At 43.4% G+C, this 18,288-nt stretch carries 16 protein-coding genes; 9 read left to right on the top strand and 7 right to left on the bottom strand.

Annotation, left to right across the window (positions count from 1 at the left end; genetic code table 11):
* Positions 1-204: 204 nt before the first annotated feature.
* The 7 genes from CWB60_RS05585 to CWB60_RS05555 all read right to left on the bottom strand — a co-directional run bounded on the left by CWB60_RS05585 (position 205) and on the right by CWB60_RS05555 (position 7,916).
* Positions 205-975, bottom strand: coding sequence for an SDR family oxidoreductase (locus CWB60_RS05585; protein ID WP_138576280.1), 771 nt, complete (start codon positions 973-975; stop codon positions 205-207).
* Between the two features lie 9 nt (positions 976-984).
* The gene (gene mmsB / locus CWB60_RS05580; RefSeq protein ID WP_138576278.1) at positions 985-1,884 is read right to left on the bottom strand and encodes a 3-hydroxyisobutyrate dehydrogenase; all 900 of its coding nucleotides are present in this window, start codon (positions 1,882-1,884) and stop codon (positions 985-987) included.
* Positions 1,885-1,894: 10 nt separating this feature from the next.
* On the bottom strand, positions 1,895-3,046 hold the full coding sequence (locus CWB60_RS05575) for an enoyl-CoA hydratase/isomerase family protein (protein ID WP_138576276.1): 1,152 nt from the start codon (positions 3,044-3,046) through the stop codon (positions 1,895-1,897).
* Positions 3,046-3,831 (bottom strand): enoyl-CoA hydratase, encoded by a 786-nt coding sequence (locus CWB60_RS05570; protein WP_055253520.1) that lies wholly within the window; start codon positions 3,829-3,831, stop codon positions 3,046-3,048. Before CWB60_RS05570 ends, CWB60_RS05575 begins: the two co-directional genes overlap by 1 nt.
* 10 nt (positions 3,832-3,841) lie before the next feature.
* Positions 3,842-4,999 (bottom strand): acyl-CoA dehydrogenase family protein, encoded by a 1,158-nt coding sequence (locus tag CWB60_RS05565; RefSeq protein WP_138576274.1) that lies wholly within the window; start codon positions 4,997-4,999, stop codon positions 3,842-3,844.
* 141 nt (positions 5,000-5,140) lie between these two features.
* Positions 5,141-6,631 (bottom strand): CoA-acylating methylmalonate-semialdehyde dehydrogenase, encoded by a 1,491-nt coding sequence (locus CWB60_RS05560; protein WP_138576272.1) that lies wholly within the window; start codon positions 6,629-6,631, stop codon positions 5,141-5,143.
* A 103-nt stretch (positions 6,632-6,734) separates the two neighbouring features.
* Complete coding sequence (locus CWB60_RS05555) at positions 6,735-7,916, bottom strand: thiolase family protein (protein WP_138576270.1); 1,182 nt, start codon at positions 7,914-7,916, stop codon at positions 6,735-6,737.
* A 330-nt stretch (positions 7,917-8,246) separates the two neighbouring features.
* On the opposite strand from CWB60_RS05555, the gene CWB60_RS05550 reads away from it, so the two are divergent.
* From CWB60_RS05550 to CWB60_RS05510, 9 genes are all read left to right on the top strand, one after another.
* Entirely contained in the window at positions 8,247-8,681 is a 435-nt protein-coding gene (locus tag CWB60_RS05550) for a MerR family transcriptional regulator (RefSeq protein WP_138576268.1), read from the top strand.
* A 48-nt stretch (positions 8,682-8,729) separates the two neighbouring features.
* Positions 8,730-9,905, top strand: a complete 1,176-nt coding sequence (locus tag CWB60_RS05545; RefSeq protein WP_138576266.1) for an isovaleryl-CoA dehydrogenase — start codon at positions 8,730-8,732, stop codon at positions 9,903-9,905.
* Positions 9,906-9,915: 10 nt separating this feature from the next.
* The gene (locus CWB60_RS05540) at positions 9,916-11,523 is read left to right on the top strand and encodes a carboxyl transferase domain-containing protein (protein ID WP_024034118.1); all 1,608 of its coding nucleotides are present in this window, start codon (positions 9,916-9,918) and stop codon (positions 11,521-11,523) included.
* 13 nt (positions 11,524-11,536) lie between these two features.
* Entirely contained in the window at positions 11,537-12,307 is a 771-nt protein-coding gene (locus CWB60_RS05535) for an enoyl-CoA hydratase/isomerase family protein (protein ID WP_138576264.1), read from the top strand.
* 8 nt (positions 12,308-12,315) lie between these two features.
* Positions 12,316-14,307 carry an acetyl/propionyl/methylcrotonyl-CoA carboxylase subunit alpha gene (locus CWB60_RS05530; RefSeq protein WP_138576262.1) on the top strand — a complete coding sequence of 664 codons (1,992 nt, stop codon included), beginning with the start codon at positions 12,316-12,318 and terminating at the stop codon, positions 14,305-14,307.
* Complete coding sequence (locus CWB60_RS05525) at positions 14,307-15,209, top strand: hydroxymethylglutaryl-CoA lyase (RefSeq protein WP_138576260.1); 903 nt, start codon at positions 14,307-14,309, stop codon at positions 15,207-15,209. The genes CWB60_RS05530 and CWB60_RS05525 overlap by 1 nt, the downstream gene beginning before the upstream one ends.
* A gap of 45 nt (positions 15,210-15,254) precedes the next feature.
* Positions 15,255-15,953, top strand: coding sequence for a CoA transferase subunit A (locus CWB60_RS05520; RefSeq protein ID WP_138576258.1), 699 nt, complete (start codon positions 15,255-15,257; stop codon positions 15,951-15,953).
* Positions 15,954-15,968: 15 nt separating this feature from the next.
* On the top strand, positions 15,969-16,625 hold the full coding sequence (locus tag CWB60_RS05515; RefSeq protein ID WP_004587894.1) for a 3-oxoacid CoA-transferase subunit B: 657 nt from the start codon (positions 15,969-15,971) through the stop codon (positions 16,623-16,625).
* A gap of 315 nt (positions 16,626-16,940) precedes the next feature.
* A complete protein-coding gene (locus tag CWB60_RS05510; RefSeq protein ID WP_004587893.1) occupies positions 16,941-17,822 on the top strand; it encodes a LysR family transcriptional regulator in 882 nt (293 codons plus the stop codon).
* The last annotated feature ends 466 nt before the right edge of the window (positions 17,823-18,288 follow it).

The following is an 18,288-nucleotide window of genomic DNA, read 5'->3' as shown; positions in this document are numbered from 1 at the left end:
GAAGTTTTTAACGCAGTTAATGAGTTATTTAGAGCGCTAAAATGATCAACGTTTTAATACAGCGGGTATCCTACTCATGTAGTACAACAAAGTGCCAACGGGGTTATGAGCCCTTTTTCAAGATTATCAATCTCCCCGATTTAAAACAAAAAAGCACAGCCCACAAGCGCCATGCTTTTTAAATTCAAGCGTAAAAAACTTAATTTACAAACGAATGCCGCCGTCTATTTCAACCACGCGACCGGTGAAAAAGTCGTTTTCGATTATGTACTGTGCGGTATGGGCAATTTCGTTGCTTTCGCCTAAACGCCCTACGGGTGTTACTGCAAGCATGCGCTGTTTGGCTTCAGGTTTCATGGCGTCGGTCATGGCGGTACTTATTACACCTGGTGCAATAGCGCCTACGCGTATACCAAAGCGGCCAAGCTCTTTAGCCCATGTGGTGGTAAGTGCCACTACGCCTGCTTTTGAAGCTGCGTAGTTTGTTTGCCCAATATTACCCGCGCGCGCTACGCTCGACATATTCACTATTACGCCGCCTATGCCTGATTCAATCATGTGGCTTGCAGCTTCGCGCCCTGCTAAAAATACGCCTGTCAGGTTTACATCAATCACTGATTGAAATTGCTCAAGTGACATTTTTTTAACCACTTTGCCGTCTTTAGCTTTTATAAACATGCCGTCGCGTAAAATACCGGCGTTGTTTATAAGCACGCCAATGTGGCCAAAATCGCTTTTAATGGTATTAAATACGTTTTCCACTTCGCTCTCAACAGTTACGTTTGCGGCGTAGCCTTTAATAGTGCCAGATACACCTTCCAGCTGTGTTAGTTTCTCGCACGCTGTGTTTAATAACTCTTGCGCCATATCTATAAGTGCGATGTTAGCGCCCATAAGGGCAAATTTTTGCGCCATTGCAAAGCCTAAGCCTTGTGCGCCACCGGTTATTACTACCGTGTTATTTTTAATTTCCACGCCTTGCTCCTACTTAGAAAAAAGTTTAAAAATGGCGCTAAAATCATCACTGCCAGCACCTTGGTGCTGTAGCATAGTGTATAAATTTTTAGCCATTGAACCCATTGGGGTTGCAGAATTACTTTGCTGCGCGGCTTCCATAGCAAGCCCTAAATCTTTAGCCATTAAATCGACCATAAAGCCCGGTTTGTAATCGTTACTTGCAGGGGCTGTATCCATTACGCCTGGGCATGGGTTGTAAAGTTCAAGGGTCCAGTTACGGCCAGAGCTTGCAGTCATAATGTCGCTAAGTACTTTTGCATCTAGCCCATTATTAATACCCATTTGCAGGGCTTCGCTCGTACCTGCCATTAAAATACTTAACAGCATGTTGTTACATATTTTTGCAACTTGTCCTGCGCCAATATCGCCTGCATGGAATATGTTTTTACCCATATCATTAAGCACAGGTTGTGCGGTATTAAACGCGGCTTTACTACCACCAACAATAAACGTAAGCGTGCCTGCGGTTGCTCCAGCAACACCGCCCGATACCGGTGCATCTACAAAGCTAATACCCTGCTCGCCAAGTGCGCTGCCAACCACACGGGCCGACTCTGCATCTATTGTTGAGCAATCTATCACTAAGGTGTTGTTGCTAAGCACATTAATTAAGCCGCTATCGTCGTTATTGCCTAAATAAAGTGATTTAACATGTTTGCCCGCAGGTAACATACTAATAAGTATATCGGCATTGGTTGCACATGCATTTGCATTATCAGCTGCGTGTGCGCCTTTACTTGCAAGTTCATTTAAGACCGACTGGTTTAAATCAAATGCTGTAACATTATGGCCGGCTTTAATTAAGTTAGCCGCCATTGGGCCGCCCATATTACCTAAGCCGATAAAACCAATATTGAGTTTAGTCATCGTCTTTCCTTTATGTGTGTGTTGGGGTGTCTAAGCCATTGAGTGGGTGATTTTCGCCAAAACGGTTAGCAAAAAAGCTCTCTATTATGGCTTGTGGTACATCATTCAGTGTTTTGTATTTCCAATTAGGCGCGCCGTCTTTATCTATTAATAGTGCTCTTACGCCTTCTTGAAATTCACCTACTTCGCCAGCGCGTACCGACATACCCAGCTCCATTTTAAAACACGCTAGTAAGCTTTTGCCTTTACTGGCTTTTAGCTGCTCACTTACTAGCGCGCAACTTAGTGGGCAACCATGCTTAAGTGATTTTTGGGCGCGTTGCAGCCATTTATCGTCAGTAGCTAGGCCTAAAATATAATCAACTTGTTCTTGTAGCGTATTAAATTCAGCTAATTTTTGAATGGTTGCTAAGTTAGCTTTAATATTGCCTTTGGGCATACGTTCAGATTGGTTATCTAAATCGGTTAATAATTTAGTCAAACGCTCATGATTTAAACTTGCGGTTTTGCCCCACTTAGCCGCTAAAATTTGCGCTAGCATGGCATCATATATAGTGCTGTCGATAAAGTGATCGGCAAGCGATACAAAGCGTGCATCTTCACAATTAATAGAGGCCGATGTTAACCCTAAAAATAGCCCCACACCTTGTGGCATTTTATGCAAAAAGTAACTACCGCCTACATCTGGGTATAAGCCTATGGTTTGCTCTGGCATAGCAATGCGCGATGTTTCGGTTACTACGCGGTGGCTAGCACCGGCCATTAGGCCTAAACCACCGCCCATAACAATGCCATTACCCCATACTAAAAGTGGTTTTTCGTAGCAATGAATAAGGTAGTCAAGCCGGTACTCTAGGGTAAAAAAGTCTTCCACTAAGCTTGTTGGTTTACCTTGCGCCATTGCATGATGAAGACTCACTACATCGCCACCGGCGCAAAATGCTTTATCCCCTGCGCCTTTTAACAATACCATTGCAATTGCATCATCGCTTTGCCAAGCGCGCAGCTGCGGCTCAAGTAATTTGATCATGTCAAAATTAAGGGCGTTTAATGCTTTAGGTACGTTGAGTGTAATAACCCCAATTAAGCTGCCGTTTGCTGCACTTGCCGTTTCAAATAGCACGGGGTCATCGGCATTATTTAATAACGTTAAATTACTCATTAGCCATTTACCCAATTAGCGCGGCGTTTTTCTAAAAAGGCATTAACGCCCTCTTGTTGATCTTGTGTATCAAACAGCCCTACAAACAATTCACGCTCAAGTGGTAATACACTTGCCATAGGTTGATGTCGCCCTTTTTGAATTAGTGTTTTACATGCAGCTACCGAGCTTGGGCTTTGTTCGCTTACTTGGTTGGCAAGTTTTAACGCCGCTGCAAAGCTTTCCCCTTGTGGGACTACTTCCTCTACTAAGCCAATTTGCAGGGCTTTATCGGCTTTTAAGCGCTCGCCACATAAAATCATGCGTTTTGCCCAGCCTTCACCTACAAGCCATGCTAAATTTTGCGTGCCACCCGCGCACGGTAACAAACCCACTTTTGCTTCAGGTAGCGCCATTTGTGCTTGCTCTTCTGCTATGCGTATATCACACGCAAGCGCTACTTCTAGCCCGCCGCCCATGGCATAACCGTTGATGGCCGCAACCGACACCCCTGTAAAATTAGTCAGTGCTTCAAAGGCTTCACCAAATACACGCGACATATCAGCGGCAACGCCTTTATCGCCACTAGCAAATACGTTTAAATCGGCCCCGGCGCTAAAAAACTTCTCGCCTTCGCCAGTAAGCACTAAGGCATAAATATTTTTATTGTTATTAAGCTCGTTAACTTTGTTTTTTAAATCTATTAAGGTGTCTTTTGTCCAGGTATTAGCTGGTGGGTTAGACATAGTTAAAATAGCAACATGGCCTTCGGTAGTCAGTTCAATACTCGGGTTAGATTGTGACATAACTTGCTCCTTATAAAACGTCGCTTGCAGACTCGGCTAAAATACGGCGCGCTATAATTACACGCATAATTTCGTTAGTACCTTCTAAAATTTGATGAACGCGTACATCACGTACATGGCGCTCAAGCGGGTATTCTTTTATGTAACCGTAACCACCATGTACTTGCAGTGCCTCGTTACACACAGTAAAGCCAACGTCGGTGGCAAAGCGTTTAGCCATGGCGCAATAGGTGGTTTTTTCACTATCGCCGGTATCAAGTTTAAATGCCGCAAGCCTTACCATTTGGCGTGCAGCTACAAGCTCAGTGTTCATATCTGCAATTTTAAATTGCAACGCCTGAAAAGCAGCCAAAGGCTTACCAAATTGAGTACGCTCTTTTAAGTACTCTTTTGCCGTGTTTAGCGCAGCTTGTGCTGTACCAATTGAGCACGTGGCAATATTAATACGCCCGCCATCTAGGCCTTGCATGGCAAATTTAAAGCCTTCGCCCTCTTTACCTAATAAGTTATGCGCCGGAATACGCACATCTTCAAAACTAATTAAGCGTGTTGGTTGTGCGTTCCAACCCATTTTTTCTTCTGCTTTACCGTACTCAACGCCTTGTGCGTCGGCAGGGACTACAAATGCCGAAATACCCGCAGCGCCTTCGCCACCGGTACGTGCCATTACTACTAATACTTCGGTTTCGCCCGCACCCGATATAAACATTTTTGAGCCGTTAATAACGTACTCATCACCCTCAAGTACGGCTTTTGTTTTTAGTGATGCCGCATCTGAGCCTGAGCCAGGCTCAGTTAAACAATAAGAGGCAAGTAGCTCGCCCATTACTAATTGTTCTACGTATGTGTCTTTAACTGCATCTGTACCAAAACTAGCTACCATCCACGTAGCCATATTATGAATAGTTAGCATGGCCGTTGTAGCTGTACAGCCCATCGCAAGCTGCTCAAATATAATGCTTGAATCTAAACGTGATAAACCAAGGCCGCCGGCTTCCTCTGGCGTGTATAAACCGCAAAAGCCAAGCTCGCCCGCCGCTTTAATCGTATCTTTAGGAAAAATATGCTCGCGATCCCACTTTGCTGCATGTGGAGCAAGTTCTGATTCTGCAAATTGGCGTGCAGTTTCTGCAAAGGCTTGTTGATCTTCTGATAAGTTAAAGTCCATGGTAGACCTCTTTAATTGTGTTGTTAGTGTGTCCCATTAGGGTAAATGAGTGAAGAGCGGCAAAGGCTGATGTGTGTGTTCTAGTTGCTTGTCAGCGGGTTTAGCCTTTGCGCCCTTCTTTATTATTATTTTTGAGTGTGTTTATTTTAAATTAATGCTCATGTTTGGACCTGAAGCGATGTCGTCTTCAAACCAACGTGAGGTAATGGTTTTAGTTTCTGTGTAAAAACGTATACCTTGCTTACCATAAGTGTGTGTATCGCCGTAAAACGAGCCTTTCCAGCCCGTAAACGAGAAAAACGGCAGCGGCACCGGAATAGGCACATTAATACCCACTTGGCCTACTTCAATTTCATTTTGAAATTTACGAGCCGCAGCGCCACTTGAGGTAAATAACGAGGTACCGTTGCCGTACGGGCTTTCGTTAATAAGGGCAATTGCCTCATCAAGCGTATCTACAAACATACAGGCAAGCACAGGGCCAAAGATTTCTTCTTTGTATAAGTCCATTTCTTTTGTAACGTCGGTAAATAATGTTGGGCCAACCCAGTTACCTTGTTCAAAGCCCTCTACTGTGTAGTTTGAACCATCAATTAAACAGGTGGCGCCTTGCTCCTTACCGCTTGCTATAAGCGATAAAATACGCTCTTTTGCTGCTTTTGATGTTTGTGGGCCGTAGGCTGCGTTTTTGTCATCCCACACGCCTGGGCGTACGTTTTCAAAGCCAGCTTTTATTTCATCTACCCACTCACTTGCTTGCCCTACAAACACAGCCACCGAAATACCCATACAACGCTGGCCTGCTGCACCAACCGATGCGCCAACTAGGTTATTTACCACGTGTGATTTACTCGCATCTGGCATAATAACCATGTGATTTTTAGCACCCACACACGCTTGTACGCGCTTAAGGTTTTGTGTGCCTTTAGAATAAATGTATGCACCTACACCACACGAGCCCACAAACGAAATTGCACGTACGGCTTTGTCTTCTAATAAGCGGTCTACTTGCGGTTTTGTACCATGAACCACTTGTAATACGCCTTTTGGTGCGCCGGCTTCAATAAATAGCTCAGCTAAACGCATTGGTGTGAGTGGGTCTTGCTCAGAGGGTTTTAAAATAAAGGTGTTACCACATACAATAGCTAGCGGAAACATCCAAAGTGGGATCATCGCCGGAAAGTTAAACGGCGTAATGCCTGCACATACGCCAAGGGGCTGCATGTAAGAATAGGTATCGATTTTACGGGCAACATTTTCCATTGTTTCGCCCATCATTAGTGATGGTGCGTTAGCTGCTTGTTCTACTACTTCAATACCGCGCCATACATCGCCTTTTGCATCTTCAAACGTTTTACCTAGTTCGTGGCAAATAATGGTCGCAAGCTCATCGTGGTGCTCTTTTAACAGCGCCGCGTATTTCATCATAATGCGGGCACGCTCGGTAATGGGCACATCTTTCCATGTTTTAAATGTTTCTGAGGCCGAGGCAATAGCTGCATCCATTTCTGAGTCGGTAGTACATGGAACTTGCGCAAGTACTTCTTGGTTTGCTGGGTTAATTACATCAATAAGCTCGTTTGAAGCCGACTGAACAAATTCGCCATTTATAAGTAGTGGAACTTGGTGCATAGGTAAATCCTGTTGTTAGTGTGTTCTTTTAAAAAATGGCACCGTTTTGTTATTAGTATGAGTACGGTGCATTTTAGTTGCTGTTAGTTAATTAACTTTTTTGTTAGTAAGCCTCTACAGCCATTGCTACAGCTTCGCCGCCACCAATACATAAAGACGCAATTCCTTTTTTAAGGCCACGGTTTTTAAGTGCGTGAATAAGCGTGACTAAAATTCTCGCGCCGCTGGCACCAATTGGGTGGCCAAGTGCACACGCCCCACCGTTTACGTTTACTTTGCTCTCATCAAGTGTTAATTCGTTAATAGCAAGCATGGTAACCATGGCAAAGGCTTCGTTAATTTCCCACAGGTCAACATCAGCAGTTGTCCAGCCTGCTTTTTCAAGCACACTGTTCATAGCGCCCACAGGTGCTACAGTAAATTCGCTTGGTTTTTGAGAGTGCGTGCTGTGCGCTACAATTTTACAAAGCGGTGTTAAGCCTTGCTCTTTAGCTTTTGATTCGCTCATTAATATAAGCGCTGCGCCACCATCAGAAATTGACGATGAATTAGCCGCAGTGATGGTGCCGTCTTTTTTAAAGGCAGCACGCAGGCTTGGTATTTTTTCTGGGCGGGCATTACCGGGTTGCTCATCAACCGATACGGTTACATCGCCTTTGCGAGTTTTTATGGTGTGCGGCGCAATTTCGTTTTCAAAGCTGCCGTTTTCAATTGCCGCATTAGCTTTACTTAAAGAGCTAAGTGCAAACTCATCCATTTGCTCACGGCCAATGCCGTACTCATCGGCAGTATCTTGTGCAAAACAGCCCATTGCTTTGTTATCGTAAGCATCTTCTAGGCCATCGCTCATCATATGATCTTTAATTTCGCCGTGGCCCATACGCATACCGCCACGTGCTTTAGGTATAAAATACGGTGCGTTACTCATGCTTTCCATGCCACCAGCAATTGCACTGCTAATTGAGCCCGCTTTAATTAAGTCGTTAGCGAGCATGGCGGCTTTTAAACCAGAGCCACATACTTTATTAATGGTGGTAGCACCCGTGCCCAGAGCAAGGCCTGCTTTTAACATTGCTTGGCGTGCTGGCGCTTGGCCAAGGCCCGCCGGCAATACACAGCCCATAATTACTTCATCTATTGCATCATTTGCTAAACCAGTTTGTGCAAGCGCACTTGCAATGGCGGTTGCGCCAAGCTCGGTAGATTGTGCATCGGTCAATGCGCCCATAAACCCGCCCATTGGCGTACGCTTTGCTGCTACAATTACCACTGATTCTAAAGTCATAATTAACTCCGTTGTATTTATATGCAAATAGTTGTTAGAATATTTGCTCTATTAATTTAGTATTCATTTGTTGTTTAACACCCTTACACAATACTAACGTTTACGCTAACGTCAACTAAAAAGCGTTTAATTTTTAGTTTTAAAAGTGTAAGCATTATTTTCCAGTAACGGCGAAGTGAACAATTAATAAAAATAAACTATTGAATATTAATAATATAATTTAACATTTCACATCAACACTCCTTTATAAATAGTTTCATACCACACCAAGCTTTACCTTTACGTAAACTTCACTTATATTGGAGTTATTCGAATGAGGTAAACACAACTATGAAACCAAATAACCAAACAAACTTTGCAAGTTCTGCAAAAGCGCCAAGCATTAACGATCAAACCTTTAGTATTAGCGATTTAGCTAAAGAGTTTGATATTACCACCCGCTCTATTCGTTTTTACGAAGACCAAGGTTTAGTAAGCCCAGAGCGCAATGGCCAAACCCGTATTTATTCAAAACGCGACAAAGTTCGCTTAAAACTAATACTGCGTGGCAAACGCTTAGGCTTTACATTGGCTGAAACAGGCCGTTTGTTTGAACTGTACGACGCTGATAAATCTAGCGCTAAACAGCTGGTGACTATGCTCGATTTAATAGCAGAGAAAAAAGCCGACCTTTCTCAGCAAATGGACGACATAAAAGTTGTGCTTATGGAACTAGTGACAGCGGAGCGCCGCTGCAGAGACACACTCAATAAAATAGACGAGTAGCCTATTTTAATAATAAAAACACACTGACAACACACACAGGAATGAATCATGAGCACTATTTCACTTTATAAAGAGATGAACTTTGGCCTTGGCGAAACCGCCGATATGATCCGCGACCACGTAAATAGCTTTGCAAGCCAAGAGATTGCACCACTGGCTGAACAAACCGATATGGACAACGCGTTTCCTAATCAGCTTTGGCCGCAAATGGGCGAAATGGGTGTACTAGGCATGACCGTTTCTGAAGACTTTGGCGGTGCAGGCTTAGGTTACTTAGAGCATGTAATAGCCATGGAAGAAATTAGCCGTGCGAGTGCATCAATTGGATTAAGCTATGGTGCGCATTCAAACTTGTGTGTAAATCAAATTAACCGTAACGGTAATCAAGCACAAAAAGAAAAATACTTACCAAAGCTTATTAGCGGCGAACACATTGGTGCCCTTGCCATGAGCGAACCAAATGCAGGCTCTGACGTGGTATCAATGAAACTTAAAGCTGAAAAAAAAGGCGATAAGTACATTTTAAATGGCAATAAAATGTGGATCACCAACGGCCCCGATGCACACACATTTGTTATTTATGCAAAAACAGATTTAGAAGCCGGCGCTAAAGGCATTAGCGCATTTATTGTTGAAAAAGACTTCCCTGGTTTTTCTACCGCGCAAAAGCTAGACAAGCTTGGTATGCGTGGCTCAAACACGTGTGAACTGGTGTTTGAAAACTGCGAAGTACCCGAAGAGAACATTTTAGGTAACCTAAACGAAGGCGTTAAGGTACTAATGAGCGGCCTAGATTACGAACGTGTAGTACTTGCTGCAGGCCCCCTTGGCATAATGCAAGCCTGTATGGATATTGTTGTACCGTACATTCATGAACGTAAACAGTTCGACACCCCTATTGGCCAATTTCAGTTAATTCAAGGCAAAGTAGCCGACATGTATACACAAATGAACGCAGCGCGCTCATACGTTTATACCGTTGCAAAAGCGTGTGACCGCGGCGAAACCACCCGTAAAGATGCCGCCGGCGCCATTTTATATGCAGCTGAGCTTGCCACTAAAATGGCGCTCGATGCCATTCAAATTTTAGGGGGTAACGGCTACATAAACGAATACGCCACAGGGCGCTTACTGCGTGATGCCAAACTATACGAAATTGGTGCTGGTACATCAGAAATACGCCGCATGCTTATTGGCCGCGAACTCTTTACCGAAAGCCGTTAAGGATTAAATTATGACGATATTAAAATCGAGCGTTAATCCTCACGATCCTACTTTTGTGCAAAATCACAAAAACATGGCAGCTTTGGTTGATGATTTACATAGTAAAGTAGCCACCATAAGCTTAGGCGGCGGCGCTGCGTTAAAAGAGCGCCACGAAGGCCGAGGTAAGTTATTTGTACGCGACCGTATTAGCACTTTATTAGATGAAGGCTCACCGTTTTTAGAAATTTCGCAATTTGCAGCCTTTGGTGTGTACGAACAAGAAATTGCCTGTGCGGGTGTAGTTGCTGGTATTGGCCGTGTTAAAGGCATTGAATGCATGATCATTGCAAACGATGCCACGGTAAAAGGCGGTACGTACTTTCCGCTTACCGTTAAAAAGCATTTACGCGCGCAAGATATAGCCGAGCGCTGTCACTTACCGTGTATTTATTTGGTTGATTCGGGCGGTGCCAACCTGCCCGAGCAAGACGATGTATTCCCTGATAAATTACATTTTGGGCGTATTTTTTATAACCAAGCCCGTATGTCGGGTAAAGGTATTCCTCAAATTGCTGTGGTAATGGGGTTATGTACCGCAGGCGGCGCATACGTACCCGCTATGGCCGATGAAAGCATAATAGTAAAAGAGCAAGGCACTATATTTTTAGCAGGCCCGCCACTTGTAAAAGCAGCGACCGGTGAAGTAGTCAGCGCCGAAGAATTAGGCGGCGCCGATGTACATTGTAAAACATCGGGTGTGGCTGACCACTTTGCAGAAAATGACGAGCATGCGCTGTCTATTGCCCGCCAATGTATTGAGCGTATTAATTACACGCGCCCTACAGCCCCTCTTTTAGAGGATGTAAAACCGCCACGTTACGATATAAACGAGCTTTACGGCATTGTAGGCACCGACCTTAAAAAGCCGTTTGATGTGCGTGAAGTTATTGCCCGTACGGTTGATGATTCATCGTTTGATGAATTTAAACGCTACTTTGGTGAAACGCTGGTCACAGGTTTTGCCAGCATTTACGGTAACCCTGTAGGCATAGTAGCTAATAACGGCATTTTATTTAGTGAGTCGGCGCAAAAAGGCGCGCACTTTATTCAACTATGTGCACAGCGCAATATTCCTTTAGTGTTTTTGCAAAATATAACCGGCTTTATGGTAGGTAAAAAATACGAAGCGGAGGGCATAGCAAAGCACGGCGCTAAAATGGTGATGGCAGTTTCGTGTGCCGATGTACCTAAATTTACGGTGCTAATTGGTGGCTCTTACGGCGCGGGTAACTATGGTATGTGTGGCCGCGCATTTGAACCTACCATGATGTGGATGTGGCCCAATGCCCGTATTTCGGTAATGGGCGGCGAGCAAGCCGCCGGTGTAATGGCTCAAGTTAAGCAAGATGGCTTAGCACGTAAAGGCCATAGCATGAGCGAGCAAGAAGTTAGCGATTTTAAAAAGCCAATAATTGATCAGTACGAAGAGCAAGGTCATCCGTATTACGCAAGCGCCCGCTTGTGGGACGACGGCATTATTGACCCTGCCGATACCCGTAACGTATTAGGCCTTGCCTTAAGTGCAGCTAAAAATGCACCACAGCAAGACTCTAAGTTTGGCGTATTTAGAATGTAACCGGAGCGCAAAAATGTCAGTAACACTACAAATAACAAAATCTAATGTGGCTGTACTTGTTTTAAGCCGAGTTGAAAAACGTAACGCATTTAATAGTGAAGTGATACACGAGCTAATTCAGTGCATAGAGCATGCAAATACACTCGATATTCGCGCTTTGGTTTTAAAAACTGAAGGCAAGCACTTTTCTGCCGGTGCCGATTTAGCCTGGATGAAATCAATGGCTGATAACAACTACGCCGATAACCTTGCCGACTCTATGCAGCTCGCTAAATTAATGCAGGTACTAGCCGCCTCTCCTCATCCTACTATATGTGCTGTACAAGGCGCTGCATTTGGTGGCGCTCTGGGCTTAATTGCATGTTGCGATATTGCCCTAAGTAAAGACGATGCGCAGTTTTGTTTAAGCGAAGTAAAGCTAGGGCTTATTCCTGCGGTAATTAGCCCGTATGTAATTAAAGCCATTGGTGAGCGTGCTGCGCGCCGCTACTTTTTAACTGCCGAGGTGTTTGATGCCCACACAGCAAAACAACTTGGTTTGGTTCATCAGGTGACCGGTAATTTAGACTGTGCCCTTGATAACATGCTGCAAACATTAATCGATAACGGCCCAGTCGCTGTAAAAGCCGCTAAATCATTAATTAACGATGTAGCAAATAAGCCTATTAATGATGATCTTATTGAACTCACGGCCGAACGTATTGCAAATATTCGGGTATCGGACGAAGGCCAAGAAGGACTAAGCGCCTTTTTTAATAAACGCCCTCCCGCTTGGCAACTGTAGGACTAATTATGAACACACACACATTAAAAAAGATACTCATTGCCAACCGTGGTGAAATTGCATGCCGTATAATGCGAAGTGCAAAACAAATGGGCCTAACAACGGTGGCTGTTTACTCTGACGCCGACAAACACGCACAACATGTAAAAATGGCTGATGAGGCCTACCACATTGGCCCTGCACCAAGTAAAGACTCATACCTTGTAGCAGATAAAATTTTACAGGTTGCAAAAACAAGCGGCGCCGATTGTATACACCCTGGGTACGGTTTTTTATCTGAAAACAGTGAGTTTGCTAAAGCCTGTGAAGCTAACAACATTGCGTTTATTGGCCCACTTGCAAGCAGCATAGAAGCCATGGGCTCTAAAACCCGCGCCAAAGAAATTATGGCCGCGGCAAATGTACCATTAGTGCCAGGCTATTACGGTGAAAACCAAGATCCTGCTTTTTTACAATCTGAGGCTGAAAAAATTGGCTACCCCGTGCTCATTAAAGCGGCCTTTGGCGGCGGCGGTAAAGGCATGCGCGTTGTTGAGCAAGCCAAAGACTTTATAAGTGCACTTGAGGGCGCACAGCGTGAAGCAATTGCGGGCTTTGGTAACGACTTAGTGCTGCTTGAGCGCTATGTTAACCAGCCTCGCCATGTTGAAGTACAAGTTTTTGCCGATAACCACGGTAATTGTGTTTATTTAGGGGATCGTGATTGCTCATTACAGCGTCGTCATCAAAAAGTAATTGAAGAAGCCCCAGCGCCGGGTTTGTCTGATGAACTGCGTAAAGAAATGGGTGAAGCCGCAGTACGCTGTGCCCTTGCAATAAACTACAGAGGTGCAGGTACGGTTGAGTTTTTACTGTGTGGCGATGAGTTTTTCTTTATGGAAATGAACACGCGACTACAAGTAGAGCACCCTGTAACCGAAATGGTAACCGGCGTAGATTTAGTCAATTGGCAAATTAATATTGCCGCTGGGCAAACACTGCCGTTAACGCAATCAGACATACAACTCCAAGGCCACAGCTTTGAAGCGCGTATTTACGCAGAAGATCCAAGTAACGATTTCATTCCCTGCTCGGGCACTATTGAATCGTTAAATACTCCGCTTAACAGTGAGTTTGTACGAATAGATACAGGTATTGCACAAGGCGATGAAATAAGCCCGTATTACGACCCTATGATTGCAAAGCTTATAGTACATGATGATAACCGAGAGCAAGCATTATCGCGTTTACGCCAAGCACTTGAGCAATTTCACTTAGCGGGTTTTAGCACTAATATTGGCTTTTTACACAACTTAGCAAGCCACCCTACATTTGCTCAAGGTGCGCCAAGCACCCACTTTATTGCCGAGCAAGGCGATGCATTGGTAAGTGTTGATAGCGCCGCGCTTGAAAAAGCACAACTAATTGCAGCCTTTGCTTACCTTGAATCGCTTGGTGCTAAAAAAGCAACTCAGCAAAGCGCAAGCCCGTGGCAGCAACTCAGTGGTTTTACACTTAACGCACCACAAAAAGTGGATGTACCATTTACAGACTTAGCTATAAGCGCCGTTAAAACTAAAACGGGTTATGTTGTAACGCATAATGATAAGTCGTTCGATATAGCAGGCTCTGTAAACCAAAACGTATGTAATGTGTTTATTAATGGGGAAAAATTTACCGCCCATGTTAGCCACTTTGATAATAGTATTAGCGTGATGTTTGCTGCGCTGCAAATTAAGCTTGCTTTAAACACTAAACATTATATTAGTAGCCATGAGAGCGACGCCCTGCCCCTTGAGGCACCACTTAATGGCACTGTGGTTAAGCATTTAGTTGATGTAGGCAGCACCATTACCAAAGGCGATGCCGTAGTGATTATTGAAGCCATGAAAATGGAATACACGCTTAATGCACCTCACGATGGTATTTTACAAAGCTACTGCTTTGATGAAGGCGAATTAGTTTCGCACGGCGATTTATTAGCAATTGTAGAAGACACCACGGCGCAGGAGGCATCGTGATGGCAGCTTTTCCAACTGAAGTTAAAATTGTTGAAGTAGGCGCGCGTGATGGCCTACAAAACGAAAAATCAGTCACTGCATCTGATAAAATTTCATTAATAAATGCACTTAGTGACGCGGGCTTAAAAAATATTGAAGCTGGTGCTTTTGTATCGCCTAAATGGGTGCCACAAATGGCCGATTCAGCCGAGGTGATAACAGCGCTTAATTTACCCCATGTAAATTTAAGTGCGCTTACACCCAACTTAAAAGGCGCCCAAGCGGCCCATGCCGTTGGCATAAAAGAATTTGCCATATTTACCGCGGCAAGCGAATCGTTCTGTCAAAAAAATATAAATTGCAGTATTGATGAGAGTATTGAGCGTTTTAGCGACGTTATGGCATTTGCAAAAGCCAATAACATACGTGTACGCGGTTATGTCAGTTGTGTACTCGGTTGCCCTTATGAGGGAGAAATAGACCCCCATAAAGTACTTAGCGTTTCGCAGAAGCTTTTAGATTTAGGCTGCTACGAAATAAGCCTTGGCGATACCATAGGTGTTGGCACTGCAAATAAAGTTACCCAGCTTTTAACACTTTTGCTTGAGCATATTGATAAATCAAAACTGGCGGTGCATTTTCATGATACCTACGGGCAAGCGCTCACAAATATTTACGCAGCGTTAAGCTTAGGTATAGCAACGGTTGATGCCGCTGTTGCAGGCCTTGGCGGCTGCCCTTATGCCAAAGGGGCGTCAGGAAATGTTGCCACCGAAGATGTGGTTTACTTACTCAATGGGCTTGGCATAGAGCATGGAATTGATTTACAAAGGTTAAGTAGCGCTGGTTGGAAAATTACACAAGCACTTGGCAAAACGCCTGTAAGCAAAGTTTCAATTGCATTAGGCAACACACAAAAATAATAGCTTAACTTGCCAAATGGCAGTTAACACAATGAGGAGAGTCTCATGGCCGGTTTTGATAAAGTGGTTTCTAGTTACGAAGCTGCAATGGCAGGGTTAAAAGACGGCGATACCGTTATTGCTGGCGGCTTTGGCTTATGCGGTATTCCTGAGGGCTTAATTAAACAAATTAAGGCAATGAACACCAAAGAGCTAACCGTGGTTTCTAACAACTGTGGTGTAGATGACTTTGGATTAGGAATTTTACTTAAAGATAAACAAATTAAAAAAGTAATTGCCTCATACGTGGGTGAAAACGCCCTATTTGAGCAGCAATTACTAAGCGGTGAAATAGATGTAGAGCTTACCCCGCAAGGCACCTTGGCTGAAAAAATGCGTGCGGGCGGTGCAGGTATTCCTGCATTTTATACCGCTACAGGTTACGGTACGCCCGTTGCAGAGGGTAAAGATGTAAAAGAATTTGACGGTCGCCCTTATATTTTAGAAGAGTCGATCACCGGTGAGTTTGCCATTGTAAAAGCGTGGAAAGCCGACCGATACGGTAATTTAGTATTTAGGTACACTGCCATGAACTTTAACCCAATGGCCGCAACAGCAGGTAAGATTACCGTTGCCGAAGTAGAAGAAATAGTAGAGCCCGGTGAACTTGAGCCAAGCCAAATTCATACCCCAGGCATTTTTGTAAATCGCGTTATTAAAGGCGACTTTGAAAAACGCATTGAACGTGTAACAACACGAGATTAAGCAGGAGCATAGGTTATGGCATTATCACGTGAACAAGTTGCAATGCGCGTTGCACAGGAACTACAAGACGGCTTTTACGTTAATTTGGGCATAGGAATTCCGACACTCGTCGCAAACTATGTACCTGATGGTATTGAAGTTATGTTACAGTCAGAAAATGGGCTTTTAGGTATGGGTCCCTACCCAACAAAAGCCGAGCTAGACGCAGATATGATAAACGCGGGTAAAGAAACCGTGACAGCTGCCACAGGTGCAGCCATATTTAATAGTGCAGATAGTTTTGCCATGATACGGGGTGGTCATGTAGACTTAACCGTTCTGGGTGCATTTGAAGTAGACCAAAGCGGCAACATTGCCTCGTGGATGATCCCCAAAAAGCTGATAAAAGGCATGGGGGGCGCAATGGATTTAGTCGCTGGGGCAAAGAATATTATTGTTACTATGACCCATGCCAGTAAGCATGGTGATTCTAAATTATTAGAGTCGTGCACATTACCGCTAACGGGCGTTAATTGCGTTAAAAAAATAGTAACAGATTTGGCCGTACTTGAAGTTAAAGACGGCGCATTTCATTTACTCGAGCGCGCTCCGGGCGTATCGGTTGATGAAATAATTAGTAAAACAGCAGGTAAATTACTTGTTGACGGTGAAGTACCAGAAATGGTTTTTTAACGCTTTACCATGTACCGACCTCATTCCCAGTGCCAATGGCGCTGAGTTACCCAAAATCCCTCGCAAGAGGGATTTTTTTTGCCTGCCATAAACTTTTTTTCAGTTTTAATACAGTTGTAGTAAATATTATCTATAATACAAATAGCTTTTAATGTAAGCGCTTAGATTATTTGCACTAATTTGTGGATTGTCTGCACCTTTTTTGTGAACTAGTGCTATATTTAAAATTAAACTATTGATATTATTATATTAAATTATTGGTTCGATTATTGCCTATTAAAGGCGTCTTAAATTAATTAAACAATTCTGGAAAACATGCAAACTCCTATTCGAGGCCTCCGCTCTTTTTGCTTTGCAGCAAAAAGCCTAAGTTTTAAACATGCAGCTAAAGAGCTGTACTTAACGCCCTCTGCGGTAAGCCATCAGATAAAACAACTTGAAGAACAACTGGGCATTGAACTCTTTCAACGCCAAACCCGATCCATTAGTTTAACGGCTGCGGGTAAAAACTTTTTTGATGCCATTTCGCCTATTATCTATACGCTTGAAAACACCATCAACGAATTCAGTCAATTGCAGCAAAACACTAATATAACCATTACGCTGCCTGAATTTTTTGCCAGTGAACTACTTATGCCTAAATTAAGTGAGTGGACATCTGAGCACCCTAATATAAATTTACAAATGGATACGCTCAAAACCCGTAAAGAGCTAACCCGTCACAGTGATTTATCGATTGTTTTATCCTCAAGTAAACCCACTGAGGGCCTTACTACAGAGCTATTTAATCTTGAATATATACCGGCGTGTAACGAAAAACTGTTAAAACAGTGGAAAGACGATCACTGCCAAGCATTAAACCAAGTACCATTAATCCTTCACAAAGCAAGGCCGTGGGCATGGCACCAATGGGCTGAAAAAGCAGGTATAGATGACTTTTCGCCTACGCAAATTATACAAATTGATAGTATGTTTGGGGTCGCTCGTGCAGCGCAACAGGGCATTGGCATTTCACTTATACCGCTGCCTATTAGCCAAAGCTGGTTTGATGAAAAATGGCTTTATAAATTATTTCAACAGCCCCTTACCACCAAAGATAAATACTATTTAGTACAGCATGAAGCTAATTCGCCAAATCCCGCGCTAGATTTATTTGCTAAATGGGTTGTATCTACATTTAGCAACATTCAAGGTTAGTGTTACCTTAGTAAATACAATTTACATTTTGGTTTAATAACGCCAATTTTAATGTGTGCAGCACGTAGCAAGTGCTAAAGCTGCACGCAGTAAACTGTAAAGCTCCTTCTTTTTTACTTTCTTGCAGCTTAACAACACCGTTTAGTGATTTATTATTAATTAAATATTTTTATTTAATCATTCGTTTTTGCCCCGCAAGCTAACCTATAAAAATTTATCTTTTTAAATCAATAAAATAACACAACACGTTAGACTAAAGTCTATAGCTTAATTTTTTTCACTTATTGGTTTTATTTTTATCGTTTGTCTGACTTTTACGATTATTCTAAAGTTAACCCATCGCAAGCAAACAGCTAAACGTTTTTATTAATTAGACTTTATTTACTGTTTTGCACCAAATAAATGCAACCTTTTTAGATGTGATAGCTCTAACAAGGTAAGAAAAGAATCTTATATTGTGTGTGTA

This window comes from Pseudoalteromonas sp. S327 (assembly GCF_005886415.1).
Lineage (GTDB): Bacteria > Pseudomonadota > Gammaproteobacteria > Enterobacterales > Alteromonadaceae > Pseudoalteromonas > Pseudoalteromonas atlantica.
This window is presented reverse-complemented; position numbering and strand designations above follow the sequence as displayed.